Source organism: Chloroflexota bacterium (assembly GCA_009840625.1).
Lineage (GTDB): Bacteria > Chloroflexota > UBA11872 > UBA11872 > VXNJ01 > VXNJ01.
This window is the reverse complement of sequence record VXNJ01000001.1, coordinates 423973-450734: the sequence shown is the minus strand read 5'-3', so window position 1 is coordinate 450734 and position 26762 is coordinate 423973. Positions and strand designations below refer to the sequence as shown.

The following is a 26762-nucleotide window of genomic DNA, read 5'->3' as shown; positions in this document are numbered from 1 at the left end:
TCGGTGCGGCGGGCTAGGGAGCGATCAGGCGAAGTCGCCGCCCTGGTAGGGTTGCCCCCAGGGCTGGTCGCCGAGCGCGCCTACGAGCTTGGATCGCGACTGCTGCGAGTGGACTACGCGGCGCGAGATCTCATCCGGATCCCAATCCTTCAGCGCGGCCGCCGTCAATCGCTGCACGGTCCCAGCGTGGGCGGGATCGGCGGCAAGGTCTGAGACCTCTTCGGGATCGTCCTCCAGGTCGAACAATTCGGGCCGTTCGCCATGGTAGTAATTGAGCTTGAAGCGGCCCTGGCGGATGCTGCGACCGGGGGCTATCGATCCGTGCGCGTAGTAGTCACATATCGCCTCGCCGCCACCGTCAGACTCCTCGCCCGAAAGTAGCGGCAGGAGCGAGGTACCGTGACAGAGCTCACTGTCGGCGCCTGCGCCCTCCAGTACCGTCTTGACCACGTCCAGGAGCGACGTAACGCGCTTGAAACGACTGCCCGGAGACGTGACCCCGGGCCAGCGCACCAGGAATGGAATCTTGGTCGAGGCATCGTAGAAACCGCACTTGTACCACAGCCCTTTTTCGCCCAGCTGCTCACCGTGATCGGCCACGTAGATCACCACGGTGTTATCGCCCAATCCCAGGTAATCAAGGGCGTCGACCATCTGACCGATCTTCTCGTCGGCGAATGTGCACATGCCGTAATAGGCGGCCCGCGCCTTGCGCACTTGTTCGACCGGAATGTCGCGGGATTGGAACACGTCCAGCAATCGTTCGTTCTGCGGGTGCAGCGTGCCCAGATCGCCAGCGCCAAGCCGGGGCATCTCGACGTTGTCGGCGTAGTACTTGTAATAGTGCTGGTCGCGGGCGATGAAGGGGAAGTGCGGCGTGAATATGGATGCGCAGATCGCGAACGGGCGATCGCGCCGGTCCGGCTGGGAAAGGAATTCGACCGTGCGAGTGGCCACCTCGTCGTCGTACCGGAGATGGAAGTAATCGCCCGATCGCGGGACCTCGGTTAGCCGGCGGGCATTGTCGATCGTGTCGCCGAAGTGACCGCCCGTCGACCAATCGGGCAGCCGCCCGGTGGTCGTCCCGCCACCGTGGATATCCTCCAGCAGTCGATGCTTGAAACCGTGCATCTGGTCGGGCCCGACGAAGTGCATCTTGCCGCACAGGGCCGTGTCGTAGCCGAGCGAATTGAGCCGGTGCGCCCAGGTGATCTGGTCGGTGCGCAGGGTGTTGGCGTTGTCCCAGACTTCAACCTCGTGCACGTATCGGCCGGACATGAAGGATGCCCGCGACGGCACGCACAGCGGCGAGTTGCAGTAGGCGTTATCAAACGTGGCCCCCTGTGCCGCCAGGCGGTCGAGATTGGGAGTCTGCACCGTCGGGTGGCCATAAACCGAACTGTAGGCAGGGTTGTGCTCATCGGACATGATGATGAGGAAATTGGGTCGGTCCATTTACCCTGCTCTCGGGGGATTCTGGGGGCGATGGGCCGCGCTGGCCCGCCATATTAAAAGGTGGCCGGGCCGGCCGGGCCGGAATTGCCGACATTGCCAGGGACCAATCTGCAAAATTGACCGGGCGATCAAGTTGATGGCGATAGCAGACCGGGACGCAAGGCAATGAACCAGACCAGGGTGGCTTTAGTTACCGGCGCCAACCGCGGAATCGGGCTGCAGCTCTGCCGGCAGCTGGCCGGTTCCGGCTTCAAGACCGTTCTCTCCTCGCGCGACGAGCGCCTGGGTGCGGTGGCGGTCCAGCAATTGGCGGTCGATGGCATCGAGGTTCTCTACTGCCCGATGGACGTCACCAAGCGGTTCACGGTGGATCGCGCAATCGATTTCGTGCTCGGCGCCTGCGGACGGCTGGACGTGCTGGTGAACAACGCCGGAGCGCTGCTCGACGAGGCGCCCGCGCCGGGAGCGTCCGCCGTGCTGGAGACGACCGACGCGACCCTGCTGGACAGCTTTCAGGTAAATGCGCTCGGCGTCTACCGGGTTTGCCGCGCGGCGTTTCCGGTCATGCAGGACCAGGGGTACGGGCGGATCGTGAATGTGACCTCCGGCGCCGGATCGCTGGCCCGCATGACCTCGCGGCATCCGGCCTACCGGATCTCGAAAGCCGCCGCCAACGCGGTCACGCGGGTGTTCGCCGATCTGGTCGGAGACGCCGACATCAAGGTCAACTCGGCCACCCCGGGGTGGGTGCGCACGGACATGGGCGGTCCCGATGCCGACCGTGACGTTGCGACCGCCGCCGCCGGCATCGTACCACTGACCCAACTGCCGGCGGACGGCCCCAATGGCGAATTCTTCTTCGATGGTCAGCCGGTCGAATGGTGATTCCCCACCCCCCGGCCCGGTCCAATCCGCCCTCCTTGGCAGGGCCAGGATCGTGAGCAGTCCAGGCGGATCCGGGTTCCGGCTCTTTCGCAGCGAAGACGATCGCAAGATCTCCGGCGTGGCCGGCGGTCTGGCTGAGGGGCTGGGCATAGACCCGACCCTGGTGCGGCTGCTCTGGGTGCTGGTCGTCCTGGTTACGTCCGGCGTCGGCCTGCTGGCCTACCTTGCCATGTGGGCGATCGTGCCGCAGCGATCAGAGGTACTGGTCGGCACCGCTGAACCCAGCCGGCCCGATCCGGCGCCCAAGGCGGCGGATTCCACCCCGGATGCGTCCGCCGGCTCCGAACCCGCCGCCGCCCGGCCGGCCGCGGCGCGGCGACCGTCAAATGGGCCGGTAATCGCCGGCGTCGCCCTGATCGTCGTCGGGGCGTTGTTCCTGCTGGACAACTGGGTTTCGCTGCAGTTCTGGTCGTATGTCGGAGATCTGATCAACCTGGCGCTGCGGTTCTGGCCGGTGCTTCTGATCGTGGCCGGCGCCATGCTCGTGTTTTCGCGTTTGCGCCGCTAAGCGGCCACACCTTCAGCCGGCACGGGGCCGGTTCAACCGCTCACTTGAGGCCCAGCGCGCTGCGCACGTCGGCAACCTCCGGGTATCCGTGCTGCTCGCGGTGGTACCAGTTGTCAAAGAAGTTGTTGGTCTTGAACCATTCGTGGCGGCCGTCGCGGGCCTCATTGCGTACGCGGTGGGCAAATTCACGCATCTCTGCAGGGGTGAACGGCTCGAAGTTCTCCCCGATGGCGACGTCCTGGTCGACGTCCTCGAGGCTGGTCAAGCCGCAGCTGAGCGTAGTTATGGGCTGCGAAAGGGCGAACCGCCTGCATTCCTGCGCAGTCAGGCCGCCGTCCCTGATGAATTGCCCGTTGCCGCCAAGCGACTTCATGCCGATGCAGGCCATTGAGCGCTCGGTAATGATCGGCAGCACCTGATTGATGAAGCTGCGGTAGGAGGCGTCGTAAACGTTGATCGGCATCTGCACCGCATCCCAGCCGTCAAAGCGTCCCAGCATCTCCACCAGGATCGCGGGATGCTTGTGGCCAGTGAAACCGATGTACCGGGTCTTGCCCTGGGCCCGGGCGTCGAGCAGGGCCTCGAAGGCGCCATCCGGGGCAAAGCACCATTCGGGATCGTTGTCGTAATTGATCTCATGCAGCGAAAGCAGATCGACGTGATCGGTCCGCAAACGATCCAGCGATTCATCGATTTGCGCTTCCGCGCTGACGCGGTCGCGTGCGCAGACCTTGGTGGCCAGGAAAAGATCTTCGCGGCGCCCTTCGATTGCGGCGCCGACCCGCAATTCGCTGGAGCCCTCGCCGTAGTCCCAGGCGGTATCGATGAAGTTGACACCGCGGTCTATCGCAGCCCGGACGATCGCCACCGATTGCTCAAAGGTCGTGCCGGGGCGGACAATGTGCCCGCATCCCACGGCAACGATCGTCACCTCGTCTTCGTGACGGCCGAATCGGCGCTTTGGAATCATCGGTTCGGCCTTTCCCGGCGGAGTTATCGGGCGCAACAATGGTCTGACCGGTGAGGAGGGTACGGGCAACCGGCAATGCCCGGGTTGCAGCCTTCTTGATAATAATTCTGGGGAGAGTTGCAAGCTATTCCGGCAATGGAGCGAACGCCCCTGACCATGGGTGAATCCCGCCACCTGATCCAGCTTCCGGACCAACGCCTGGGTCGCCGCCGCCTGCTGGGACTGGCCGCCGCCGGCGCTGCCGCCGGGCTGGCCGCCGCCGCCCAACCGGCGTGGGCCGCGCTATTGACCCCGGCCGCAGCAGAAGAGACGACTCCGCGGGACCGCGAAAACATCGTCTATGTCCCTCAGACCGGCCACAATGTCAGCGGCTCGGTCCTGGACCACTGGTCGCGCTACGGCGCCAACGAAACGTTTGGGTGGCCGGTATCCGAATCGCAAGCGCGCGGACCGCAGACCGTTCAGTTCTTTGAATTCGGGGCGTTGATAACCGATCCGGATTCGCCTGAATTAACCGGGGTCCGGTCTCTGGCGGCCGGTTCGGACTGGATAAACCGGCGCGCCTATCAACTGACCTCCCTGGTGCGCGACTTCACCGAGGCCGACATTCCCTGGGAACCTAGCGTCGGGATGCATCCGGCATTTGCCGACTGGCATCGCGACACCGGCGGGGTGTTCGCCTGGGGCGACCCGATCGACTGGGCGTATCGGCTCGACGAGGAAACAATCCTGCAACCGTTCCAGAAGGTCGTCGCAGTCGCCAAGGATGGGCAGTCGCCACACCCTCTGCCCATCGGACGCTCGCTGGCGGCGGCCTACGGTCTCCCGCAAGCGGGTGTAGCGCCGCGCAAGGGCGCCCGGCTGTACGACCCGACGGAATTTCTTCCATCGCTGGGTCCGCTGCGAGGGCGCTGGGTTGACGTGAACCTTGCCACTCAACTGGTCACTCTGCACTCTGCCGAAGGCCCGGTGTTCCAGTACACGACCTCCTCGGGCAAAGACCTATTTGAGACTCCGCTGGGCAGTTTTCACGTGAACCGCAAGGTCAAGACGGAGCGCATGACCGGCCTCTGGGGCACCCAGGAGTTCTACGACATAAGCAATATCTACAACACCGTCTACTTCACCTGGGAAGGCCACGCGTTCCATTACGCTTACTGGCACGACGACTTCGGAACCCGGCGCTCGCACGGCTGTCTCAATATGCGCCTGCCGGACTCGGCGCTTACCTATGAGTTCTGCCAGGTGGGCACCAGGATAGACATACACTTCTGACCGGCGGCCGGCGCGGGCCGGTAATTGCCCGTGCGTCGACGACTTGCCTTCAATGAGCCGATCGGATCCGGCGCCGCGAATCCTGCTGGTTGACGATGAGCCCAACCTGGTCGCCTCTTTGCGTTACAACCTGCGCCAGTCCGGGTTCAGGATCCACGCCTGCGCAAGCGCTGAGGAGGGCCTGGACCACCTTCGGCAGACCGCGGTTGATCTGGTCCTACTGGATGTGATGCTGCCCGGCATGGACGGGTTCGAAGCCTGTCGCGAGATTCGCGCAAACTCAAGCGTCCCAGTCGTCATGCTGACCGCCCGCGACGATGAGATCGACCGAGTGGTCGGGCTTGAGATCGGGGCCGACGACTACGTCACCAAGCCCTTTTCAGTCCGCGAATTGCAGGCCCGCATCAAGGCGCTGTTGCGCCGCCACGCGCTGCTTCTGGGCGAACTCGAATCGCGCCGATCCGACTCCTCGCTCGTCGACGGCGATCTGGTGTTGGACCGTGCCGGCATGCGGCTTGAAATTGGCGGCGAAACGGTCGAGTTGCGACCCAAGGAATTCGATCTGCTGGAGCATTTGCTGGCCAATCGCGGACGCGTCATTTCGTCCGAGGACCTGATTCGCCAAGTCTGGGGACACGACTTTACCGAGGACACTCGCACGGTCAGGGTCCATATCAGCCTGTTGCGGCACAAGATCGAACCCGACCCGACCAATCCGAGACGAATTCAAACGGTACGCGGTTCGGGGTACCGCTACGCTCGCCCCTAGGGTTGCTTGATCGACCGCTGGATCTGGCTGGCCATTCCGGCGGGGATCCTATTGGGGACCCTGCTTGGGATCACTTCGCAAGGGTGGGTCGCGCCGCAGCCGGCATTCGCGGCACTGGTGCTGGCGGCGCTGGCCGCGGCGGCCGGCGCCGCCATTGCCAGGCGCTGGCTCGGTCGCCGATTGGCCGCAATTGGCTCGGTCTCCCGGAGATTGGGATTCGGGGCCGCCTCGATCGGCGAATACCCGCAATTGGCCGACCGAATCGCCCGTCGGATCGGACGTGGCGAAGCGATGGCGCGGGACCTGCGGCATTTGCTCGAGAACATGGCGGACGGCGTGGTGGTCATAGACGGCGACGACCGGGTCGAGGTGATTAACGCGGCGGCGAGCAGAATTTTCGGCATCGAAAGCGCCGAAAGTGGCGGACTCACCCTTACCCGCCTGGCGCGAGACGTCGAGATTGTCGATCTGGTCGGCCGGGTTCGCGAGGGGACGGGCACCCAACGCCGGATAGTGCGCCCGGTTCATCCTGATTTGATCCTCCAGGTTGTGGCCACCCCGATCGCGGTCGGGACCGTATCCCGGGTGCTGTTGATCCTCCAGGACGTGACCGCAATCGAGGGGCAACGGGCGGCGCAGCGCGATCTGATTGCCAATATTTCGCACGATCTGCGGACGCCGGTCGCGGCGATCAAATCGCTTTGCGAAGCCCTGCTCGGCGGGGCCGTCGACCAGCGCCGATTCCGCGACGACTTCCTGGCCAGGATCGATTCGGAGGCCGACCGGCTCATCGAGTTGACCGAGAGCGTAATAGCCGCCGCCCGGGCAGATGCGATCGACAACCAGATGGATTGGCAGCGAGTCGACCTATCCCAGTTGGTGTCCGAATTGGCAAGCCGGTTGCATCCGGTCGCGCGACGCGCGCAGGTGGAATTGACTGTGGAGATCGCGGGCTCCCTGCCGGTTCAAGCCGATCAGGCCAAGCTCGAGATAGCCGTCGCCAATCTGCTCCTGAACGCATTGAAATTCACGCCGCCGGGCAAGTCGGTACGGGTTGTGGGCGACCGTCGGCAGGACATTGTCCGGATCCGCGTGATCGACGAAGGCTGCGGTATCGATCCGGCGATTCAGGAACGGATTTTCGAGCGTTTCTACAAAGGCGATCCGGCTCGAACCGCAGCCGGATCGGGACTGGGCCTCAGCATTGCCCGGCAACTGGTCGAGTTGCATGACGGAGACATCCAGGTACTCTCTGCCGGCGTCGGCAGCGGATCCGAATTCATTCTGTCGGTTCCCGATCGAAGGGGCTCAAATCTGGGCGGAGGCTAGTTTGACGGGCCGCTAGCTGCGAATTGACGCAGCGTTGACATTGCCCCGACGACAGGCCGGCGTCGTCACCTAACTTTGGGCTGGCAATTCAGTTTCAGCCACAACCGGACGAGCAATGACCCAGCTTTCAAGGCGCAGTCTGCTGGCCGCTACAGGAGCCCTGGCCGCCTTCACCGCCATGGCCGCTTGCGACCCGGATGAGGCTTCCCCGAGCGCTGGTTCCGACGCCATGAGTGACCAGAATTTGACCGCTGGATCAGGGCTGAGCGGCACGATTCTGGCCGACGGTTCGTCGACTGTCGGCCCGGTTACCCAGGCGGTTGCGGAAGAATTCGTAAAGCTCCATCCCAATGTGCGGATCCCGGTGGGTATTTCGGGCTCCGGGGGCGGTTTCAAGAAGTTCTGCATCGGAGAAACCGACCTGTCAAACGCATCGCGCACGATCAAGGAATCGGAAACTGCGGTCTGCACCGAAAACGGGGTCGATTTCACCGAGCTCACAGTTGCGTTCGACGGGCTCGCGGTGCTCGCCAACCCGGCCGCCGACTGGGTCGACTGTCTCACCGTCGACGAATTGAAGAGGATCTGGGACCCCGAGGCCGAAGAAAAAATCACCAGTTGGTCTCAGGTCCGCGATGGCTTTCCGGATCGCGGCCTCGTCCTCTACGGCCCGGGCGTGGATTCGGGGACGTTTGATTTCTTCACCGAGGTGATAAACGGCGAAGAGGGCCACAGCCGCGGCGATTTCACCCCGTCCGAGGATGACAATGTCCTGGTTCAGGGGATCGCCGGTGATGCCAGCGCCACCGGATTTCTCGGCCTGGCTTATTACGCCGCCAACGCCGATCGCTTGAAGCTCGTCCCCGTAGATGGCGGCAACGGCTGCGTATCGCCTTCCGAGACCACCGTAAACGACGGGACCTACGCGCCGCTCTCGCGACCGCTGTTCTTCTATGTGAGCAACCAGGCGGCCGAGCGCCCCGAAGTGGAGGAATTCATCCACTTCTACCTGGAAAACGCCAAACACGTAGCCGCGGATGTCGGTTACGTGGCCATGCCCGATGAAATGTACGCCGAACAACTTGAAAAATTTGAAAGCCGCTAGTAGCGCCGCGAACCGGCGGCTCGCGGCGACTCCAGTCCGCGGCCGCCGCTCGGGTCTGCGGGCGATCGGGAAATCCCCGAACGCAAAATCCTATGGCGCGGCCAACCGCCGCCGCCTGACCGGGTGACAATGCAACAGCAACAAACCGTAGACCTCTCGCCCAAGCGCAAGCGAATCCTGGTAGAGGGGGCGGTGCGATCAGTCCTTTTCGCGGCTGCGGCGGTCTCGGTGCTCACCACTGCCGGGATCATCTTTACCTTGCTGGGCGAGACGTTCCAGTTCTTCACCCAGGTTTCGCCGGTCGAGTTTCTGACCGGCACCCGCTGGACACCGTTATTCGTATCCAAACACTTCGGCGTGCTGCCGCTGGTAAACGGCACGCTGGCGGTGGCGCTGGTGGCGATGCTGATCGCAGTTCCGCTTGGGCTCCTTGCGGCGATCTTCATGTCCGAAGTGGCGGCACCCCAGTTGCGCACCGTCCTGAAGCCGGCCCTTGAAGTACTGGCCGGAATCCCGACCGTGGTTTACGGATATTTCGCATTGTTGTTCGTCACACCCATCCTGCGGGAGATATTTCCCGACGCGGGAATATTCAACGTCCTCTCGGCCGGCATCGTGATGGGTTTCATGATCCTGCCGATGATGGCCTCGATTACCGAGGACGCGTTGCAAGCAGTCCCGGTCGGCCTGCGTGAGGGTTCGTACGCGCTGGGTGCAACCAAGCTGGAGACTGCGGTCAAGGTGATCGTCCCGGCGGCCCTCTCGGGCATCCTGGCCGCGGTGATACTTTCGATCTCCAGGGCGATCGGGGAAACGATGATCGTCTCGATCGCCGCCGGTCAGCAGCCCCGCTTGGGGTTTGACCTGCTCAATTCGATGGAAACGATGACCGCTTACATCGTGCAGGTATCGCTGGGCGATACGCCACAGGGCACGATCGAGTACCAGACGATATTTGCCGTCGGCACGCTGCTGTTCGCCATGACTTTCGTGATGAATCTGCTTGGCGACTGGCTCGTTCGGCGGTTTCGCGAGGTGTACGAATGAGATCGCCGGAAGGTTCGGTTGCCGCGGCCCGACGCTCGATCGGGTGGCGGACCGTAAAGACCTGGATCTTCTATGCGACGACGCTGATTTCGGTTGTGCTGGCGCTGGCCGTCCTGGCCTCGTTGCTGCTGGACGTCTTCTCGCGCGGCCTGCCCGAAATCGACCTGGCATTCCTGACCAGCTTTCCATCGCGCTTCCCTGAAGAATCGGGTTTGCGCTCGGCGCTGCTGGGCAGCCTCTGGCTGATCGCGTTCACCGCCCTGATCTCGTTCCCGCTGGGGGTCGCATCGGCGATATACCTTGAGGAGTACGCGCCGGAGAACTGGATCACCCGCTTCATCCAGATAAACGTCGCCAATCTCGCCGGCGTGCCCTCGGTCGTTTACGGGCTACTCGGACTGGGATTGTTCGTCCGCACTTTCGGGTTGGGCCGCAGCATCGTCGCCGGGGCGCTGACGATGTCGCTGCTGGTGCTGCCGATCATCATCGTTGCGGCACGCGAAGCCATCCGCGCCGTTCCCGACTCGCTGCGTGAGGGCGGTTACGCGCTTGGCGCCAGCCGCTGGGAAGTCATCTACAAGACCGTGCTGCCGGCGGCGCTCCCAGGGATCCTGACCGGCACGATATTGGCCCTGGCGCGCGCGATCGGCGAAACCGCGCCGTTGATTACCATCGGGGCGCTGACGTACATTGCGTTTGACCCGCAGGGCCCGATGGACCTTTTCACGGTGTTGCCGATTCAGATATTCAACTGGGTATCGCTGCCGAACCCCGAATTTGCTTCGCTCGCCGCCGGCGGGATCGTGATTTTGCTGATCGTGTTGCTTTGCGCGAACCTGACCGCCGTGATACTTCGCTACAAATTCGAACGGGCCAACCGATGATCGAATCCAACGTGAGAACCGCGCAGCGGTACGCCCAAGCGCCCGCTTCGGCGCCGTCGGCGCCGCCAAACGGGGAGGCCTGGCCGCATCCGATCCTGGCGACCCGGAACGTCAGCTTCTGGTACGGGCGCCTGATGGCGTTGGAAGGCGTAACGCTCACTATTCCGCACAACCAGGTGACTGCGATCATCGGGCCTTCCGGTTGCGGCAAGAGCACCTATCTGCGCTTGTTCAACCGCATGAACGAGATGGTGCGCGGGACGCGCGTGAAAGGCGAAGTGCTATACCGCGGGCAGAATGTTTTCGCGCGCAACGTAGATCCGGTCGAAGTGCGCCGGCAGATCGGAATGGTGTTCCAAAAACCCAATCCCTTTCCAAAGTCGATTTACCAGAACGTCGCCTACGGACCCAAGGTCAACGGCTACCGGGGCGACATGGATGAATTAGTTGAACGCTCGTTGCGCCAGGCGGCCCTCTGGGACGAGGTCAAGGACGACCTCAAGCGATCGGCGCTGGCGCTCTCCGGCGGCCAGCAGCAACGGCTCTGCATCGCCCGCGCCATAGCGGTGTCGCCGGACGTGATCCTGATGGACGAGCCCTGTTCGGCGCTGGACCCGATCGCGACCACCAAGATCGAGGACCTGATCCGCGAGCTGCGCGAGAAGTACACGATCGTGATCGTCACTCACAACATGCAGCAGGCCGCCCGGATATCGGACATGACGGCCTACTTTCTCAACAACGCCCGCGGCGCCGGCGAACTGATCGAATTCGACGAGACCCATAAGGTCTTCACCAATCCATCCGACGAGCGCACCGAGGCCTACATCACCGGCAGGTTCGGATGAGAGATTTGCCCCTCGGCGCCCAGCGCCACGAGTACACCAAGAACCTGGAGCTGGCGCAGGACCGATTGATAATCCTGGCCAATCTGGTCGAACGTTCGGTGCGCGACTGCATCGAAGCGGTGCGAACCCGGGACATGGACCTGGCCCGGACAGTTATCGCCAACGATGACGAAATCGATACGCAGGAATTGGCCATTCAGGAGCACTGCATCGAACTGATCGCCATGCAGGCGCCGATGGCTGCGGACCTGCGGCAGATCATCTCGGTGCTGTTGATTGCCGCCGAGCTGGAGCGGATTGGCGACTACGCAGAGGGAATAGCCAAGATCGGTCTGCAAATGGGGCAGGAACCGCCTCTAAAGCCGCTGATCGACATCCCGCGGATGTCGGACATTGCCACCGAAATGCTGCACACCGCAATGCTCTCGTTCACCGAACGCGACGTCGATCGCGCATTCTCGGTTCGGCACAGGGACGACGAGATCGACGATCTTTACCAGCAGGTGCTGCGCGAATTGCTCTCCTACATGATCGAAGACCCCGCGTCCATCCGGCGCGCCACCTATCTCATCTGGATCGCCCACACGCTGGAGCGGATCGCCGACCGCTCAGTCAACATCGCCGAACGGGCGCACTACTTCGTTACCGGGGTCCAGGGTGGGCTGTATTCGCCTCAGGCGGAGCAATAGCCGGCCGGTATCTCAACGCGGGCTGCGCCGGCTTCCGTATGCGTAAGTGTCGGGATCGCGGCCGCCGTATTCCTGGGCTGGATGGTGCCCGGACAGCCCTTCGTAAGCGGTTCCGGTCGCCGGGCCCGGTAACTGGTCTTCGGTCTCGATCAGGACATCGGCCAACCGGCGGGTGAGCTCGAAACGCTTTTCGCGCCAGCCCGGGTCTTCGTAGAGGTTGTCGAGCTCCAGGGGGTCTTCGGCCAGGTTGTACAGCTCCCCGTAGGGCTTTGAACCGTAGTGGATCAGTTTCCAGTCATGAGTGCGCAGCATCTTCATGTTCAGCGACTCGGCGAACGCCCAGTCCCGCCAGGGCACCTGTTCCTTAGCCAGCAGCCGCCTGAAACTCTGACCCTGCAGTCCGATATGGCCGTCCACCCCGCAGAAATCCAGAACCGTCGGAACCAGGTCGACCGCCTGGAGCATGTCGGAGACAATCTGGCCGCCGCCGTATTCGCGTGGGTAGCGAACTATCAGCGGCACGTGGGTGATGTGGTCATAGAGCATGCGGCCCTTCCAGAGGACGCCGCGGTTCCCCAGCATCTCGCCGTGGTCGGCAAAAAAGAAGATGACCGTCTCGTCCAGCACGCCCTTGCGTTCGAGCGTATCCAGCAGGCGGCCGATCTCGCGGTCGACCAGCGAGATCGTGGCGTAGTAGTAGGCCTTGATCCGGGCCAGTTTTTCCTCGGTCAGCAGCGAGAAGTCCTGCTGTCCGGAGCTGGTCCGGTACTCGGGCCAGCGCATGGTCTGCGAACGGTAGAAATCGGGCGGGATCTCCATGTCGTCCGGGTCGTACATGTCCGCGACCGAATCGGGCGGATCAAATGGCATGTGCGGGTTGCAGAACGAAAACCAGGCAAAGAATGGATCGTCCCCGCAGGACGCGATCATTTCGACCCCCCGCGCGCCGATGAATGAATCGACGTAGTTCTCGTCTCCAAGAGGAAAGACCTCGGCGCCGAAGTTGTCCACGTTGTTCCAGCGCTTCACGTGCTCGAAATAGCGGCCGTCCAGGCCTTTGGAGCCAAGCATCGTGCGGTACTCGTCGTAGTCGGAGAACATCTTGCCTTCGACGTAAACCCGGTCCTTGAATCCGTGGTTGTCCTCGATCGGCGTAAAGTGCATCTTGCCGATGGCCATCGTGTGGTACCCCGATGCGTCCAGCATGCGGGCCAGGTTCGGGTCATCGGGCAGGTTGTACCAGTTCCAGCGCACTCCCGTCACCCGCGGGTACCGTCCGGTGATGATCGATGCCCGCGAAGGCTGGCACATCGGCGAGTGAACGAAGAATTTCTCGCACAGCACTCCTTCGCTCGCCAGCCGGTCGATGTTGGGGGTCTTGACCCGGCCGCCGCTGGTGACCCCCAGCGCGTCGTAGCGGAGCTGGTCCATGGTGATGAACAGGATGTTGGGTTTCTCGGAATTCACCTAGTGCTCCCGTCAAATCCCGCCGCGCGGCGGCGATCGAAATGATTCAACTACCTTCGGCCCGCCATACGCGGACCCGGCCCGCGGCCGGGTCGAGCTCCACCCGATCCCCGGTCTTGATCGCCACGACCGGATCGGGATCGAGCCCGGCCATGAGCGGCAGGTCGGCCAGCACCGCACCTTGCACCATGACCGGATTGGTCGACGAAAAAATCAGCCCCAGCGGCGCCATGTCGCGCGAGGCCATTTCGGCCAGCATCCAGGAGGTGGCGATTCCGCCCTTGGCGGTAGGGAACACCAGGATCCGTTCCAGGTAGCTCTGGCCGAACAGGTCATGGGCCGGCCGCGAAAACACGCCCGATTCGCGATCCAGGTCGTAACGGGCCGAAAACCCGGACTGCGAGACCAGGGCCACTCCGGAAACTGACGGTCCGACGCCGGCGCGTCCCCGCAGAACCAGGTCGGGCGGCCGGCTCACGGGATCTTCCCGGTGATTGCGGCGTCGACGCAGTCGTCGGTTCCCCGCAAGGCCGGCTGGTATCCGTAGCCGGAGATTATGTTGGCCAGCTTGGCCGAGTCGGTGACGATGGTGCGGAAACCGCGTGAACTGACGAGTTCATGGGGGGCCATTACGTAAAAGCAGGTCCCGGCGATCAGCTCCACGCCGGAGCCGGCCAGCGTCCCGGCGTGGCCGAGCCGTTCCGCCTCCAGCCGAGCCATCGGGCTTGTCGTTGCCAGGCAGAGGACCCGGTCGCTGACGCGCCGCCCGCGAAAACGGGCCGCCAGATCGGCAATCTCCTGCGGGGACAGCTGCGGAGCCGAGAAGGCGACCACATCGGCCGCGTCCGAATCGGGCGTGAACTCCCGCATGAATCCGGCGATCGCGGCATCGTCGACGTCCAGCGTGCGCTTAGGCGATGCACTCCCGAATGCGGCTTCAAGGCTGGGCGCTTCGGGAGTCAGTCCGACCCAGTGGAACATCGGAGTCGACCCGAAGCTGGCCAGCGCGGCGCCAAAGAACTTGAGCTCGTCCGGGCTGGGTGATCCGAAATCGCCGACAAAGCAGGGGACTCTCCAGTAGTCGTTCAATTCGCGGCCCACCAGCCCGCCCAGCGCACTCCACTGGCCGCGGCCCCGCGGGCGGGCGCTGACCCGCACCAGGACCTCGGCTCGCCGGTTGACGTCCAGATGCATCCCGTAGCGCGGCGTTCGCCCGGTGATGCCAGCGCAGAGTGCGGCCGGCCCGGCCTCGAAGTTTGAACGCGCCCCGCAGATCGAATTGGCCCAGATCACGGTCCCGGTGTCCCCCCACGCCAGGTGCTCGCCCAGGTGCGGTTGGTCGAGCAGCTGGTAATTGACGCAGGTCAGGCACATGTGCGCGCCCATCGCATCCAATGCCGCATTTATGTCCCGGGTGCGCGAGTGCCAGACGCGGCGCTGGCCGATCACGCCGGGGCGGTCCGGATCGGCGGCGCCGGCGTTGATCGTGGTGGGAATCTTGAATCGTCCGTCCCGGTCTGCGATCGAGCGCAGATACTGGACGCCGAAGTCGCGCAAGGATTCGGCGTCTGCGGCCAGGTGCGCCGACCGGACCGGAACCATATCCTCGGCGCCGAAGAAATCGCCCACTTTTATCTGCAATTGCAGGGCCAGTTGGGCCGCCTGGCCGGACTCTCCGGCCAGCATTGCCTGTTCTTGGGAGTTGAGCCGCATTGCGGTCGGAATCTGCTCCATTGGCGATTGCCCCCGGGCGGGTTCGCCGCAGGCAAATAGATTTTGCCAATGCCGATCAGTCCGGCGCCGGATCGATCTGCCAGAATGCGAAATCGCCGCGCGCAGCGGCATTGCCGAGACCGTCCTTGCCCCGTAGCGGCGAGTCGTCGGGCTTGGGGTGCGCCGTTGGCCGATCCGCCCATTTCGCGAACGAGGCAATTTGCAAGCTCAATCGTCGGCGGGCCGGCTCCGCGACCGACCGTATGTGGTCTTTTCCCTTTCGCAGGCCCTCGCGATGGGCGGCTGGCTGCCGGTGCTGGCCCTTCTGGCGATTTACATGCGCGATCATCTGGGTTCGAGCGTCCTGGCCGCGATGGCAACGATCCTGGTGATCCAGACCGTCGCATCGGTTGTGAGCCTGTTTGCCGGATCGTTCGCATCGCGCTGGGGCGGCCGCCTGACCCTGCTGATCGGAACTGCCGGGATGATGGGGTTCGCCGGCCTGCTCAGCCTCATCCGGGAGGGCTGGCACGTAATCGCGCTGGCCCCGCTGGCCGGCCTGGTGGTTCCTTTTTTCTGGACCGGCACCAGCACCTACCTCCTGCAGGCGGTTGCGCCGGCGCGCCGCGGCGCCGGGACCGGTGTGAACGCATTTGTGATGACTCTGGCGCCTGGAGTTTCCGGTCCGATCCTGACCTGGCTGGGCCAAGCGATCGGAATCTGGGCGACGATTCTGGGCGGAGCCGGCCTGCTGGCGATCTCATCGCTGGTGGTGCTGTCCCCGCTGCCCGAGCTGGATTCGGGGTCCGGCCCGGCGGTCGCGCAGAAGAGGTTCCCGCTCGCCGGATACCTGCGTCTGCTCTCCGATCGCCTGAACCTGGCGGCCGCGTTCGCGCGCCTGGTTTCGGGCCTGAATTTCGGCGTCTTCCAGCTGCTCTCGGCGCTGGTGCTCCTGGACCTTACCGGCCAGCTTGCATCGGTTGGCTTTTACCTGACCGCCGGGGCGATCGGCGGGGGTGCCTCCCAGGTCCTGGTCGGGTCGCTCTCGGACCGGATCGGGCGGCGCAATCTCCTGGCCGGATCGATGCTAATCGGCGCGGGCGCGTCGCTGCTTTTCTGGCACTCGCAAATCCTGTCGGTGCTCCTGCTCGCCGCCGCCATGCAGTCGTTCTCGCACGCTGCCTACCACACGCTGATAACAGCGATCAGCGGCGACCTCGTTCAACCGGCCGAAATCCCGGCGATCTCCGGGTTGCACACCAGCATGTTTTCCACCGGCATGATCGCCGGCGCCCTTTTGGCCGGCCTGCTCTGGCAGGTTGACCACCGGGTCGCCTTTCTGGTCTCGGCGGCCCTGTTTGCGCCGGCGCTGTACAGCGTTCTGGCTTTGCCACGCAGAACTCTGCGGCCTTAATCGGAAGATTGGAAGCGTTGGTGCAGGCACGGGAACCCGCTTGGGTCCGCACCTATCCGGAAGCTTTTCCGCTTCCCTTCAAATCTCCGAAAGGCCCTTCAGAACGAACTGTTGGCAAGATTCACGGTTGCCGCGAAATGGTGCGACGTGATGACTTCCGGGCCTGATTCCATCCCGCGCGGCAGCGGATTGACCGATCGGCCCTACGTGGCCTTGAACGTCTGCTTCGCACTTTCGGTTGGCGGCTGGCTACCGGTATTGACGCTACTGGCGGTATTGATGCGCGACCACTTGGACGCCGGCGTTGGCGGAGCCGTCGTGACCGTGCTGATCATCCAGGTGATCGCCACCGGCGTCAGCCTCTACGCCGGGACTTTCGCGGCACGCTGGGGGAGCCGCAAGTCGTACCTGCTCGGTACCGCCGGCATGGCGCTTTTTGCATGCCTGCTTGGCGTGGCTAATCAGGGTTGGCAGGTATTTGCGGTGGCTCCATTGGCCGGCTTGGTCATGCCGTTCCACTGGACCGGTACAACCGCCTACATACTTCAGGCGGTCGAATCCCACCGGCGCGGATTCGCGACCGGGATCAACGCCCTCGTCATGGTTGCGGCCCCCGGGCTGACCGGGCCCTTGCTCACCTATCTGGGGGCCGAGTTCGGCCTGGGTGCCTCGGTGCTGGGCGGATGCGGATTCATGGTTGCCGCGGCGCTTGCCATTTGGCTGCTTTTGCCGGATCTTCCGGCGCCGCCGTCGGTCGGGGCAAAACCATCATTTGCCGACTATCCGCGTCTCCTCGCCGAGCGCGCGAACCTGATCGCGGCCGCCGCCCGGCTCACGATGGGGCTCTCGTTCGGAATGTTCCAGCTGTTGTCGGCGCTGGTGATCCTGGACGTCACCGAAGACCTCGCAACTATCGGCTTTTACCTATCGGCCGGCGCGATCGGCGGCGGGTTGTCGCAAGTGTTGGTGGGCGCCGCTTCCGACCGCTTCGGGCGCCGCAATCTTCTTTTCTTGGCCAAGATCGTCGGCATCGGCGCGTGCCTGTTTTTCTGGCAGGCTCCATCGCTGCTGCTGCTGTTGGTCGGGGCGACGATGCACTGGTTCGCCCAGAGCGCCTACCAAACGCTGATAACGGCCATATGCGGGGACCTGGTGGCTCCGCGCGACCTGCCGACCCTTTCCGGCTTGCACACCAGTTCCTTTTCGGTCGGAATGGTCGTTGGCGCGGTCGCCGGCGGACTGCTCTGGGGCCTGGACCCCGGTTTGCCGTTCCTGTTCGTCGCCTTCTGCTTGGCGCCGGTGGCGATGGCTCTGTTCCTATTGCCGCAACGCACGCTGGCGACCTGAATTCGATTGCCGGCCCATGCAAAAGGGGAGCTTGTCCCGGCGCGCCGGCATGGATTCGCGACCGCTGCGTCCTTTCCCAGGTCTGACGTGACCAATTCCGCGAATTCAGCTGCGTGCGGCAGGTAACCGGCCCGGTGTCGGCCACCCGCTCGGCGCGCCGCACCCTCGTTCTGCTTGCGCCGATAACGTTCCTGGCCGCGGGTGGCTGGGCGACGACGATGTCTTTCCTCTCCAGTTTTGCCGCCACCGAGTTCGACGTGGGCATCCTCTCGGCGGCCCTGATCATGATCGCCGTGCACGGCGGGTCATTCACGATGGGTGGGGCGCTCGCCCTGCAGGTGATAAACCGCTGGGGATCCAAGGCCTCCTACGTGGCCGGGATGGGGCTCATGGCCGCGTACCTGGCGTTCCTGGGACTGACGCAGAACCTGATCCTCGGTATTCCCCTGGGACTAATCGGGGGTCTGGGCCTGGCCATGCACTGGACGGGCCTGCAGAACTACATATTGGAAATCGCCCCTCCCCAGCACCGCGGCCTGGTCGCGGGCACGGTTTCGTTCCTGTTGTTCGGCTCAATCGGGGTGACCGGACTGGTGCTCGGTTTCGTCACCGGGGAAGGCGGTTTCGCCCGCTTTATGGCCATTTCCGGATCGATGATGGTCGCGGCGTTCCTGCTCTCGCTCAAGGTGCTGCCGAATCTGGGCGCGGGCGAGGGAGTGCGTCCCCCCGGCAACGTGTTCACCGGCTTGCGCGACTCCAACCTGCGGCAGATGTCGTACGTGCGATCGGCGCACGGGGCGGCCTACGCGCTCTTTAACCTGATGGCCGGCCCGCGCCTGTTCGAGGCCGGCGGCGGCCTCGAATACGTCGGCCTGCTGGCATTTGCCGGATCGATGGCCGGCGGGGTGGCCCAGCTGGTTGTCGGGAGGCTGTCGGATCTATTCGGGCGCACCGGGCTGCTGCTGATGCTGCTGGCGCTGACCATACTCTCTTGCATAAGCTTCATCTTCCTGGACAACGTGTATCTGCTGCTGTCGGTCACGTCGCTGCACTGGTTCGCGCAGAGCGCGTTCCAGACCGTCCTGGTGCCCCTGGGCGGGGATCTCTCGCCGCCGGGCCAGAGCGCCAACGCGATGGCGCTGCAGACGGTCGCCTTCTCCTTCGGCCTGGTGGGCGGAGCCCTCTACACCGGCCTCCTTTCGGCGACCCCCTGGCCCGAGGCCGGTTTCGTGTTGACCGCCGCCCTCTTGGCGATGGTCGTACCGGCGGCATTCAGGCTGCGCGCCGCCCTGGCCGGGATGGTGGTCCGGCAGTGATCATGGCTCTGCGCAGAAGCCTGCTCGAGGCCTACGCCCACCGTCCGGTCCGCATCGGCGGTATCCCTTATCAAACCGCGGCCACCACCTGGGCATGGTTTTGGCGCGACCTGCTGATCAGGGTTCCGCCGATCGTCGCACTGCCGATCGCGCGAGCGGTTTACGAAGACGAATTCCCGGGACTCGTCGGGATGGACGGGAGCGGCTGGTTGCTGACCCTGGCGGCGTCGGCGGCGGTGATGGGCGTCTGCACCTGGTTCGTATTCGTTTACCCGTCCCAGCAATACCGCTACACCGCCGGCGGGCTTATCGTCGGCGGGGTTTTCTTCCTGGTCACCAACCCGATCGCCGAGGAGATCTTCTGGCGCGCATTCGTTCAGGACATCCTGGCCGACTGGGCGGGATTCTGGCCGGCGCTGCTGATCACCTCGCTGGTGTTCGGACTCCACCACTGGTTCGCCGGGTTCGGCCCCCGGTTCATTACCCTGGCGACCGTGGGCGGCCTCGCTTTCGGGCTGCTCTTTGAATGGACCGGATCGCTGCTGGCTCCGATAATCGCCCACTCGGTGGCCGACCTGGCCCTGTTCGTCACCGGCCCGCCCTTAAAATTGCGCCGCTCGTTGGCGGCCGCAAACTTGTCCTCGTAGCTCAGCCGGATAGAGCGTATGGTTGCGGACCATAAGGTCGGAGGTTCGAATCCTCTCGAGGACGCCACCCGAAAGCGCCCGGGGCCGGCTCAGCGGTAGGACTTGGCCTGCATCTCGAATAGGCGCGCGTATTCGCCGCCCAGCCGCATCAACTCCTCGTGCGAGCCCTGTTCGAGGACCCTGCCGTCGGCGATCACGACTATGCGGTCGGCGATCCGCACGGTGGTGAAGCGGTGCGAAATCAGGATCGCCATCCGTCCCTCGGTGAGCCCGCGGATGCGTTCGAAGACCTCGGCTTCCGACTCCACGTCCAGGGCCGCGGTCGGCTCGTCCAGGATCAGCAGCTGGGCATCGCGCATAAAGCCCCGCGCCAGGGCGATCTTCTGCCACTGACCACCGGAGAGATTCACGCCTCCGCTGCCGAACCACCGCCCCAGCTGCGTGGCAAATCCCGCCGGTAGCTCCTCGATGACCGGGGTGGCGCCGCCCTTGTCGGCCGCCGTGCGGATCCGGTCCATGTCTTCCAGCCGCCCAATCTCGCCGAACCCGACGTTGTTGGCGGCCGTTTCCTGGTAGGTGCCGTAGTCCTGGAAGATGACCCCGATCTGGGAACGGATGTCGGCAACGTCGTATTCGCGCAGATCGCGACCATCGATCAGGATTCGCCCGCGGTCGACGTCGTAAAAGCGGGCCAGGAGCTTCACGGCGGTGGTCTTGCCGGCTCCGTTTACGCCGATGATCGCCACCTTCTCGCCGGGGCGCACCGCAAATGACAGACCGCCAAGGACTTCCTGGTCGGTGCCCGGGTAGGTGAAGTGGACGTCTTCAAACTCGATTCCTTCGCTGATCGGCCGCGGCACCAATTGCCCGGCTCCGCGGTTCGGCACCAGCGGGGCAAATTCGAGGAAGTCGTAAAAGTTCTTTATGAACAGGCCGCGCTCATAGAGCGAAGCGATGCTGGCCAGCACCATCCCGGTGGTCTGCACGGTCTGCTGGTAGGACTGGAAGAACAGCGAGATGTCGCCGAGCGGCAGTTCCTGGCGGTATACGCCCAGGGCGACATAAATGAATACGCCCAGGCCGCCCAACGCGCCGAGCGCCTGCAGCAGGAATCCGGCCCGGTTGCTGCGCACGAGCAGGGACCGGTTCTGGAGATGGAAGCGATCGAACGTGCGCCGGTAGATCCCGATCAGGTATCGCCCGAGATCAAAAATCCGCATTTCCTTGATGTAGTCGTCGTTTGTGATCAGCCAGCGGAAGTAGGCCAGGCGCCGCACCAGCGGGGAGCGGAAGGTGAGCAGCCGGAATCTTTCGCGCGAGTACATGACCTCGACCAGCAGCGACGGGGCGGTTGTAAACAGCACCACCATCACGACCCACCAGGAGAGCGTGAAGAGCAGCCCGATCATCGTCGCCAGGGTAATCAGGCTCTGGGCCAGGCCGAAGGTCTCGTTTACGATCTGCACCGGGCCCTCGCGCGCTTCGCGCTGAGCGTTCTCCAGGCGGTCGTAGAAGGCCGGATTCTCGAAATAGGAGACGTCCAGCGACTCGGACTTCTCCAGAATCATCAGGTTGGCCCGGTTCGAGAAAAGATCGCCCAGGGTGCCGCGCACCAGGGCAATTCCGGATCGGGTCCCGAATCCGGTCAACTGGGCCAGGAAATTCGCGCCGACCATCACCAGGATCGGCGTGAGGTCGCCGTCGCCGCGCCCCGAGAGCTCCAGGCCGATCCCGTCCATGATCTGCTTGAACGTCCAGACCTGCACCGCCGGGACCAGCGCCGCCAGCAGGGTGAGCGCCGCCAGAGTGATCGTGAGCGCCGGGCTAGTCTCGAAAACGAGCACCATTACCCGCGCCGCGTAGCGCAGCGCTTCGGGAAACCGGGCGATCCGGATTTCGGCCTGGGGGCCCCTGCGGCGACCGGCCACCGCGGTCAGCCCCTGCCCCTAGAGGGCGGCCGACGAATCCTAGTTGAGCTGCTCAAGCCCAAACTGCTGCAGGTAATTCGACATTACCGGGTCGGGACGGGTCATTATTTCCAGGATGTAGGGCCGGTCGTCGGCCGCCGCCGCCAAGCCGCGCTGGAAGGCCGCGGCGAGTTGGTCGTGCTCGCAGACCCTTTCGCTCTCGACTCCGAGCGCCCTGCCCAATGCCGCGTAGTCGCCGCCGAGTTGGTCGGCCTGCCACTTCTCCACCGCGGCCGGCATGTGCTTGCCGTAACCGGACATCACCCCGTTGTTCAGGATTACGGTCATAACCCCGATTCGGTTGCGGGCGGCGGTCTCGAAATCCATTCCCGCCATGCCGACGGCCGCATCGCCCATGATGTTTATCACCTGTTTGCGCGGGCAGGCCAGCTTGGCCCCGTAAGCCAGGCCAAGACCGTAGCCCAGCTGGGTGGACTTGCCCCAGCCGAGGTAGTATCCGCCGGGCCGCGATTTCCAGAACGGCGCGGTCTGGTCACGCGGAAATCCCGAGTCGTGGGTGACGATGGTCTCGTCCAGGTCGACCGCCGCCATCAGCTCGCCGATTACGTGATAGGGGCTGAGCGGCGACGCCCGGTCCGCAAACCGGTCCGACCACTGGGCCATCCATTCGGCGTGAGCGGCCTTTATTTGCGGGCGCGGATCGGGACGCGGACTCGGGTGCGCGCCGTCGACTTCGGCCAGTACCTGCCCTAGAACCAAGTCCAGGTCGCCGACCACGGCGTGGGCCACCGGGTAGTCCTTCTGCAGATCGACTTCCGAATCGAGAACCTGGATGAGATCGGCGCCTGCGGGCAGCGAGGCCTGTTGGTTGGCGATGGAAAAACTGGATCCCAGCCCCAGGACCAGGTCCGCGGAGGAGACGAACCTGCACGCCGGCAGGGTGTTGGCCTTGGCGAACACCCCCAACGAGAGCGGGTGGTCTTCCGGAAACGCGCTTTTGCCGTTCAGGGTCACGCACACCGGGATGTGCAGCCGTTCGGCCAGTTCGACAAGGCGGCGTGAGGAATCGCTGTAGAGGACGCCCGCGCCGGCGTGAATGACCGGTCGTTCGGCCGCCAGCAGGCGCCTGACCAGCTCGGCGACGTCGGCCGGATCGCCCATGCTGCGGTGCCGGCGGGCGGGCCGGTAAGAGTCAACGTCGCCGGGAAATTCCCGGTCCCCGACGTCCATCGGCAGCTGCAACAGGACCGGGCCCGACTTGCCGTTGCGCAAGAGCGTGAACGCTCGCCGCACGCGGTCCAGGGTCACGTCCGGGGTGGCGATTTGCCCGGCCCACTTGGTGATTGCGCGGTAGTTGGGGACTGCGTCGAACATCGGGGTGATATCCAGGCGGTTAGCCCGATAGGAGCCGGTCAGCACCAGGAACGGGGTCGAGTCGGCAAACCCCTGGGCGACTCCTCCGAACGCGTTTTCGGCGCCGGGCCCGTACTGGACCGCCACGACCCCGATCCGCTCCCGCCGGGCGAGGCGCGAATAACCGTCGGCCATGTTGATTACCGTGCGTTCGGTGCGGCCGATGATCGGTTTGATCCCGATCCGGGCGCAGGCATCAATTACCGGATTGTGCGGAAAGGCGAAGAGGTACTCGGTGCCCTCGGCCTTGAGTGCGTGGGCGATGGCTTGGTTGCAATTCATGCGAAATCTAGGTCCATTCGCCGGATCGGATTGGGGCGCGCTCTCAGATTCTGCGTGATTGGGGAGCTCCCTTCAGCCACCGCCGGTGAGTTTGCAGCCGGCCAATAGAATCGCCGCGCCGCCGACCGAATCAGCCGTGAGTCCCGATCGCATGACCCTGAGAATTTCGCCGAACCGACGTTATCTGCTCGATTCGGAAGGCAGACCATTCTTCTACCTGGCCGATACCGCCTGGAGGTTGCTTTACCGGCTGGACCGGGCCGAAACCGACCACTACCTTTGCGACCGGGCGGCCAAGGGTTTCAACGCGATTCAGTTCGTCGTGTTCGACATCCGCTACCAGCCCAACCGCTTCGGCCACGCGCCCTACATGGACGACGACCCGACCCGACCCAACGAGGCGTTTTTCGAGCACCTCGACTGGGTAATCGGGCGCTGCGCGGAACTTGGGATGTACGCCGTGCTCCTGCCCAATTGGGGTTACGTCGTCACCGCCCGCAGTCCGGGCGGCGAGCACTATCTTGAGCGCCCCCTCGTTGACCAATCAAACGCCTACGCCCAGGGACTTTTCCTGGGCCGGCGATACCGGGACCGGCCGGTCATCTGGATGCTGGGCGGCGACCAGCCCGAACACGGCAAGTCCGAGGTATTCCGGCTCCAGGCGGCGGGGATCGCCGAAGGCGACGACGGCGCCGGCCTGATCACCTACCATCCGCGCGGGCAAGCAAGCTCGTCGCAATGGTTCCACAACGCCGCATGGTGTGATTTCAACTCCCTGCAGTCCGGGCACTTACTGGATAACCCGAACTGGCAAATGATCGAGCACGATTGGTCTCTGGACCCGCCCAAGCCGACGCTGGACTCGGAACCCATGTATGAGAACATGCCCCAGTTTCTGCGCGATTTCCGTCCCCGGGCCGACGCCTGGCATGTGCGCAAACAGGCCTACTGGGCGGTGTTCTCCGGCGCCTGCGGTCACACCTATGGCTGCAACGACGTATTCATGTTTTGGCGCCCGGGCGGACCAGAGCCCACATTCGGCGCCAATCTGCCCTGGCCGATTGCGCTCCAACTGCCCGGATCGCACCAGATGCGGTTCTTGAAAGAGCTGATCGAATCGGTGCCCGACTACTGCTCGCGGATCCCTGATGATGACCTCATCGTGCGTGTCGATCGGGCCGCCGACCGCGGCCACGTCTGCGCCACCAGTTCGTCCGACCGCCGGATGGTGCTCTGCTACACCTCACACGGCCACGGCTTCACGTTGGACATGGACTCGCTTGCCGCCAACAGCATTCGGTCCCGGTGGTTCGATCCCCGGGCTGGCGATTACGGTGCCGAATCGATCGTGCCGGCGCGAGCGTTCCACACATTTGCCCCGCCCAAGACCGGCGAGGGTTATGACTGGGTGTTGCGTCTCGAAACGGCGTAGCAATCGGTCGCTGGCGGCGTCTCCACAGTCGTCCCCCGCCGGTCGCCGGTCAGCTCCCGGATCGTTCTCGCCGGGCCCTGCATATCGAATAGCCTGTACCAGGTTCTGAGTTGGTCGGCGAGGGTCAAAAGCCGCGTGGCCAGGGCTTGACCCAGTTCATGATGCGGAAATTGAGCGAAAAATCCCCGAACTCGCGGGAGAATACGCGCGATCCGGGTCCCCCGAGCACGTCGGCGTGAGCTTCCGTTTCGCCCATCAGAATCTCCGTCACCTGCTCGAGGTCCAAGCCATAGGCCACCCCGATGTCGACGTCGCCGCGGACGCGGGAAATCGACAGGGTCTAGTTGTCGAAGTGATTGGTGATCGGCTCGGAATTGGGCATGACCATTTCGGTCCCGCCGAAGGTGCGGATCAGTGTCGAACGCAGCCGGCTAAAGAGTGATTTCGCGTTTTTCATTAGCGGCGTGCAGATTGGCACGCCACTGGGTTTCAAGCGTTTCAGACAATCGAATGTAACCGGAATTTCCGGTCATTTGAGTCGCCTCTCCCTTTTCGCCGGGGTATTCGTCTAGCCTGCTTCCCTTGCGCGAAAACCAAATCGGGTATTCCTCAATCCATGTGCCCCGCATCATGCCGGTGAATCTGCTTTGACTTAAATTCGGCTGACTGGCGGAAAGTTCGCTGCGCACGACGTTTGCCAACGCCCGGTGGCATCCATTTACGCCGATGCTGCCCCAAAGGACATTAGTTTTTGGCTCATCCCGTGAAGTCGGATTCACTGCGGCGACGGCATTCCAGAAGTTCTTGAGCACTTTCACCCAAAACTCTGTCGGAACCGGAGCTCCCTCAATATTCTTGACCCGAGAGCTAAGGTCTTTGTCGTCGAGGATGTGCTTGAGGCTCGTCCAGAATGCTTGCATCTTGATCGATTTACCAGCAGCCTGTTGCCCAGGCATCTGGATCAATCCTCGAAATGCCGAATCGGCTTCGCCATTCAAGCGAGCAGCTACCCGGCTCGCTTCATATCTCCACTGTTCGGTATTTGGAACGACAGTTTCAAGCGATCTGATTTGGGATTCCGATAGCCCACCTTCATCCAAGGCTCTTTGAACAACTCTGAGGCTCAGGTCTGTGCGGACTCGCTTCTGGTTCTCATTAATCAAAAGAAATAGCGCGATTTCTTCGGGAACAGAAAGCCCTCCAAACAATCGAACGTCAAAAAATGTCTCTCCCGTGATCGCTCCAGACGCAACCGCCCGTTCGATCCCCCTCAAACGAGTACCGCCGTCTACCATCGACATCCATGGCCCGTGGTCCGCAACCACGTCGACGAATCCTAGGTTTGCGTTTTCATCGAGCGGATCAAAGTTGACTCGGACCCGATGGTCCGCCGACTTACATCGAGCGCTGCCCGTCATTTCGAAGATATGGGGGTTCAAATCCGCTTCGGCGCATCTTTTGAAGTACTCCTCAATGTCACGCGCCCTGGTTTCTCGCATTGTCTCGTTTCGTTGATATCCCTGACCTGACACCTCTTCATAGAAATCCACCCAACCAGAATCAACCAGATCTCGAGCCTTGATGCTGATGCTGAAACTGCCATCTCGGTTGCGTTTGCCTAATAGTTGCAAGATCGGCTCCCCATAGCGCCTCTGAGTATTTCCTCCAATCTTATCCGCCACCATTGCAATTTGCAAATGGCGAGTGTTTCCGAGGCAGGTACCAACAAACTGTCCACAAGTTCGGTCGCATCGTTGGGTGAACTGGGGCTTGGCAGTTCATCCGGTGGACCAATGCGAGGCGCGATGGTCAGAATCTGGAACAGTGCGTATTCAGAGTTTTGGTCACGTTGTGGCGAACCCAGATCGCTTGCACGGTATGCGCGTGCGTGTAGGGTTTGCTTCGATCGGGAGAATTGACCGAATCAGCTCAGACGTTCCACGATCGACTAAAGCGCCGGATACCGCCGCATCGCTTCC

The 26762-nt window shown here is 63.5% G+C and carries 24 protein-coding genes and 1 tRNA gene; 16 read left to right on the top strand and 9 right to left on the bottom strand.

The features are described 5' to 3' along the window. Positions 1-24: 24 nt before the first annotated feature. Positions 25-1455 carry a sulfatase-like hydrolase/transferase gene (locus tag F4X41_01995; GenBank protein MYB15796.1) on the bottom strand — a complete coding sequence of 477 codons (1431 nt, stop codon included), beginning with the start codon at positions 1453-1455 and terminating at the stop codon, positions 25-27. 165 nt (positions 1456-1620) lie between these two features. Here F4X41_01995 and F4X41_01990 point away from each other — a divergent pair, with 165 nt between their 5' ends. Both F4X41_01990 and F4X41_01985 read left to right on the top strand, forming a co-directional pair. Further along, a complete protein-coding gene (locus F4X41_01990) occupies positions 1621-2340 on the top strand; it encodes an SDR family NAD(P)-dependent oxidoreductase (GenBank protein MYB15795.1) in 720 nt (239 codons plus the stop codon). Further along, positions 2300-2908: a PspC domain-containing protein gene (locus tag F4X41_01985; GenBank protein MYB15794.1), complete on the top strand. Its 609-nt coding sequence runs from the start codon at positions 2300-2302 to the stop codon at positions 2906-2908. The genes F4X41_01990 and F4X41_01985 overlap by 41 nt, the downstream gene beginning before the upstream one ends. 40 nt (positions 2909-2948) lie before the next feature. Here the strand turns inward: F4X41_01985 and F4X41_01980 are convergent, their stop codons facing one another. After that, positions 2949-3878, bottom strand: coding sequence for an aldo/keto reductase (locus F4X41_01980; GenBank protein ID MYB15793.1), 930 nt, complete (start codon positions 3876-3878; stop codon positions 2949-2951). Between the two features lie 156 nt (positions 3879-4034). Here F4X41_01980 and F4X41_01975 point away from each other — a divergent pair, with 156 nt between their 5' ends. From F4X41_01975 to phoU, 8 genes are all read left to right on the top strand, one after another. Further along, positions 4035-5153 (top strand): L,D-transpeptidase, encoded by a 1119-nt coding sequence (locus F4X41_01975; GenBank protein MYB15792.1) that lies wholly within the window; start codon positions 4035-4037, stop codon positions 5151-5153. Between the two features lie 52 nt (positions 5154-5205). Next, positions 5206-5922 carry a response regulator transcription factor gene (locus F4X41_01970; GenBank protein ID MYB15791.1) on the top strand — a complete coding sequence of 239 codons (717 nt, stop codon included), beginning with the start codon at positions 5206-5208 and terminating at the stop codon, positions 5920-5922. Positions 5923-5928: 6 nt separating this feature from the next. Next, entirely contained in the window at positions 5929-7251 is a 1323-nt protein-coding gene (locus F4X41_01965) for a PAS domain S-box protein (protein ID MYB15790.1), read from the top strand. 178 nt (positions 7252-7429) lie between these two features. After that, positions 7430-8356, top strand: coding sequence for a PstS family phosphate ABC transporter substrate-binding protein (locus F4X41_01960; protein ID MYB15789.1), 927 nt, complete (start codon positions 7430-7432; stop codon positions 8354-8356). Positions 8357-8485: 129 nt separating this feature from the next. Further along, positions 8486-9403, top strand: a complete 918-nt coding sequence (gene pstC, locus F4X41_01955; GenBank protein MYB15788.1) for a phosphate ABC transporter permease subunit PstC — start codon at positions 8486-8488, stop codon at positions 9401-9403. Continuing rightward, entirely contained in the window at positions 9400-10287 is an 888-nt protein-coding gene (gene pstA, locus F4X41_01950) for a phosphate ABC transporter permease PstA (protein ID MYB15787.1), read from the top strand. The genes pstC and pstA overlap by 4 nt, the downstream gene beginning before the upstream one ends. Then, positions 10284-11135: a phosphate ABC transporter ATP-binding protein gene (gene pstB, locus F4X41_01945; GenBank protein ID MYB15786.1), complete on the top strand. Its 852-nt coding sequence runs from the start codon at positions 10284-10286 to the stop codon at positions 11133-11135. Before pstA ends, pstB begins: the two co-directional genes overlap by 4 nt. Beyond that, positions 11132-11824, top strand: coding sequence for a phosphate signaling complex protein PhoU (gene phoU, locus F4X41_01940; GenBank protein ID MYB15785.1), 693 nt, complete (start codon positions 11132-11134; stop codon positions 11822-11824). Before pstB ends, phoU begins: the two co-directional genes overlap by 4 nt. Positions 11825-11836: 12 nt before the next feature. Here phoU and F4X41_01935 read toward each other — a convergent pair whose 3' ends face one another. Genes F4X41_01935 through F4X41_01925 form a run of 3 tightly spaced genes read right to left on the bottom strand, consistent with a single transcriptional unit; the run spans position 11837 to position 15136 of the window. Continuing rightward, a complete protein-coding gene (locus tag F4X41_01935) occupies positions 11837-13291 on the bottom strand; it encodes a sulfatase-like hydrolase/transferase (GenBank protein ID MYB15784.1) in 1455 nt (484 codons plus the stop codon). 46 nt (positions 13292-13337) lie between these two features. Further along, complete coding sequence (locus F4X41_01930; protein ID MYB15783.1) at positions 13338-13751, bottom strand: DUF126 domain-containing protein; 414 nt, start codon at positions 13749-13751, stop codon at positions 13338-13340. A 14-nt stretch (positions 13752-13765) separates the two neighbouring features. Next, positions 13766-15136: a DUF521 domain-containing protein gene (locus F4X41_01925; protein ID MYB15782.1), complete on the bottom strand. Its 1371-nt coding sequence runs from the start codon at positions 15134-15136 to the stop codon at positions 13766-13768. Positions 15137-15299: 163 nt separating this feature from the next. Here F4X41_01925 and F4X41_01920 point away from each other — a divergent pair, with 163 nt between their 5' ends. The 5 genes from F4X41_01920 to F4X41_01900 all read left to right on the top strand — a co-directional run bounded on the left by F4X41_01920 (position 15300) and on the right by F4X41_01900 (position 19795). Beyond that, positions 15300-16418, top strand: a complete 1119-nt coding sequence (locus F4X41_01920; GenBank protein ID MYB15781.1) for an MFS transporter — start codon at positions 15300-15302, stop codon at positions 16416-16418. A 150-nt stretch (positions 16419-16568) separates the two neighbouring features. Beyond that, positions 16569-17765, top strand: a complete 1197-nt coding sequence (locus tag F4X41_01915; protein MYB15780.1) for an MFS transporter — start codon at positions 16569-16571, stop codon at positions 17763-17765. A 113-nt stretch (positions 17766-17878) separates the two neighbouring features. Next, complete coding sequence (locus tag F4X41_01910) at positions 17879-19081, top strand: MFS transporter (protein ID MYB15779.1); 1203 nt, start codon at positions 17879-17881, stop codon at positions 19079-19081. 2 nt (positions 19082-19083) lie between these two features. After that, positions 19084-19728 carry a CPBP family intramembrane metalloprotease gene (locus F4X41_01905; GenBank protein ID MYB15778.1) on the top strand — a complete coding sequence of 215 codons (645 nt, stop codon included), beginning with the start codon at positions 19084-19086 and terminating at the stop codon, positions 19726-19728. Next, positions 19719-19795: transfer RNA gene (locus tag F4X41_01900), tRNA-Arg, on the top strand. Before F4X41_01905 ends, F4X41_01900 begins: the two co-directional genes overlap by 10 nt. A gap of 22 nt (positions 19796-19817) precedes the next feature. On the opposite strand, the gene F4X41_01895 is transcribed toward F4X41_01900, so the two are convergent. After that, positions 19818-21656 carry an ABC transporter ATP-binding protein gene (locus F4X41_01895; protein MYB15777.1) on the bottom strand — a complete coding sequence of 613 codons (1839 nt, stop codon included), beginning with the start codon at positions 21654-21656 and terminating at the stop codon, positions 19818-19820. Positions 21657-21695: 39 nt separating this feature from the next. Next, positions 21696-23351, bottom strand: a complete 1656-nt coding sequence (locus tag F4X41_01890) for a thiamine pyrophosphate-requiring protein (GenBank protein MYB15776.1) — start codon at positions 23349-23351, stop codon at positions 21696-21698. Between the two features lie 136 nt (positions 23352-23487). Between F4X41_01890 and F4X41_01885 the strand changes: the two genes are divergently transcribed. Beyond that, positions 23488-24783, top strand: coding sequence for a DUF4038 domain-containing protein (locus F4X41_01885; GenBank protein ID MYB15775.1), 1296 nt, complete (start codon positions 23488-23490; stop codon positions 24781-24783). A gap of 124 nt (positions 24784-24907) precedes the next feature. Here the strand turns inward: F4X41_01885 and F4X41_01880 are convergent, their stop codons facing one another. After that, positions 24908-25120: a mechanosensitive ion channel gene (locus F4X41_01880; protein MYB15774.1), complete on the bottom strand. Its 213-nt coding sequence runs from the start codon at positions 25118-25120 to the stop codon at positions 24908-24910. 94 nt (positions 25121-25214) lie between these two features. After that, the gene (locus F4X41_01875) at positions 25215-26465 is read right to left on the bottom strand and encodes a hypothetical protein (protein MYB15773.1); all 1251 of its coding nucleotides are present in this window, start codon (positions 26463-26465) and stop codon (positions 25215-25217) included. Positions 26466-26762 lie beyond the last annotated feature (297 nt).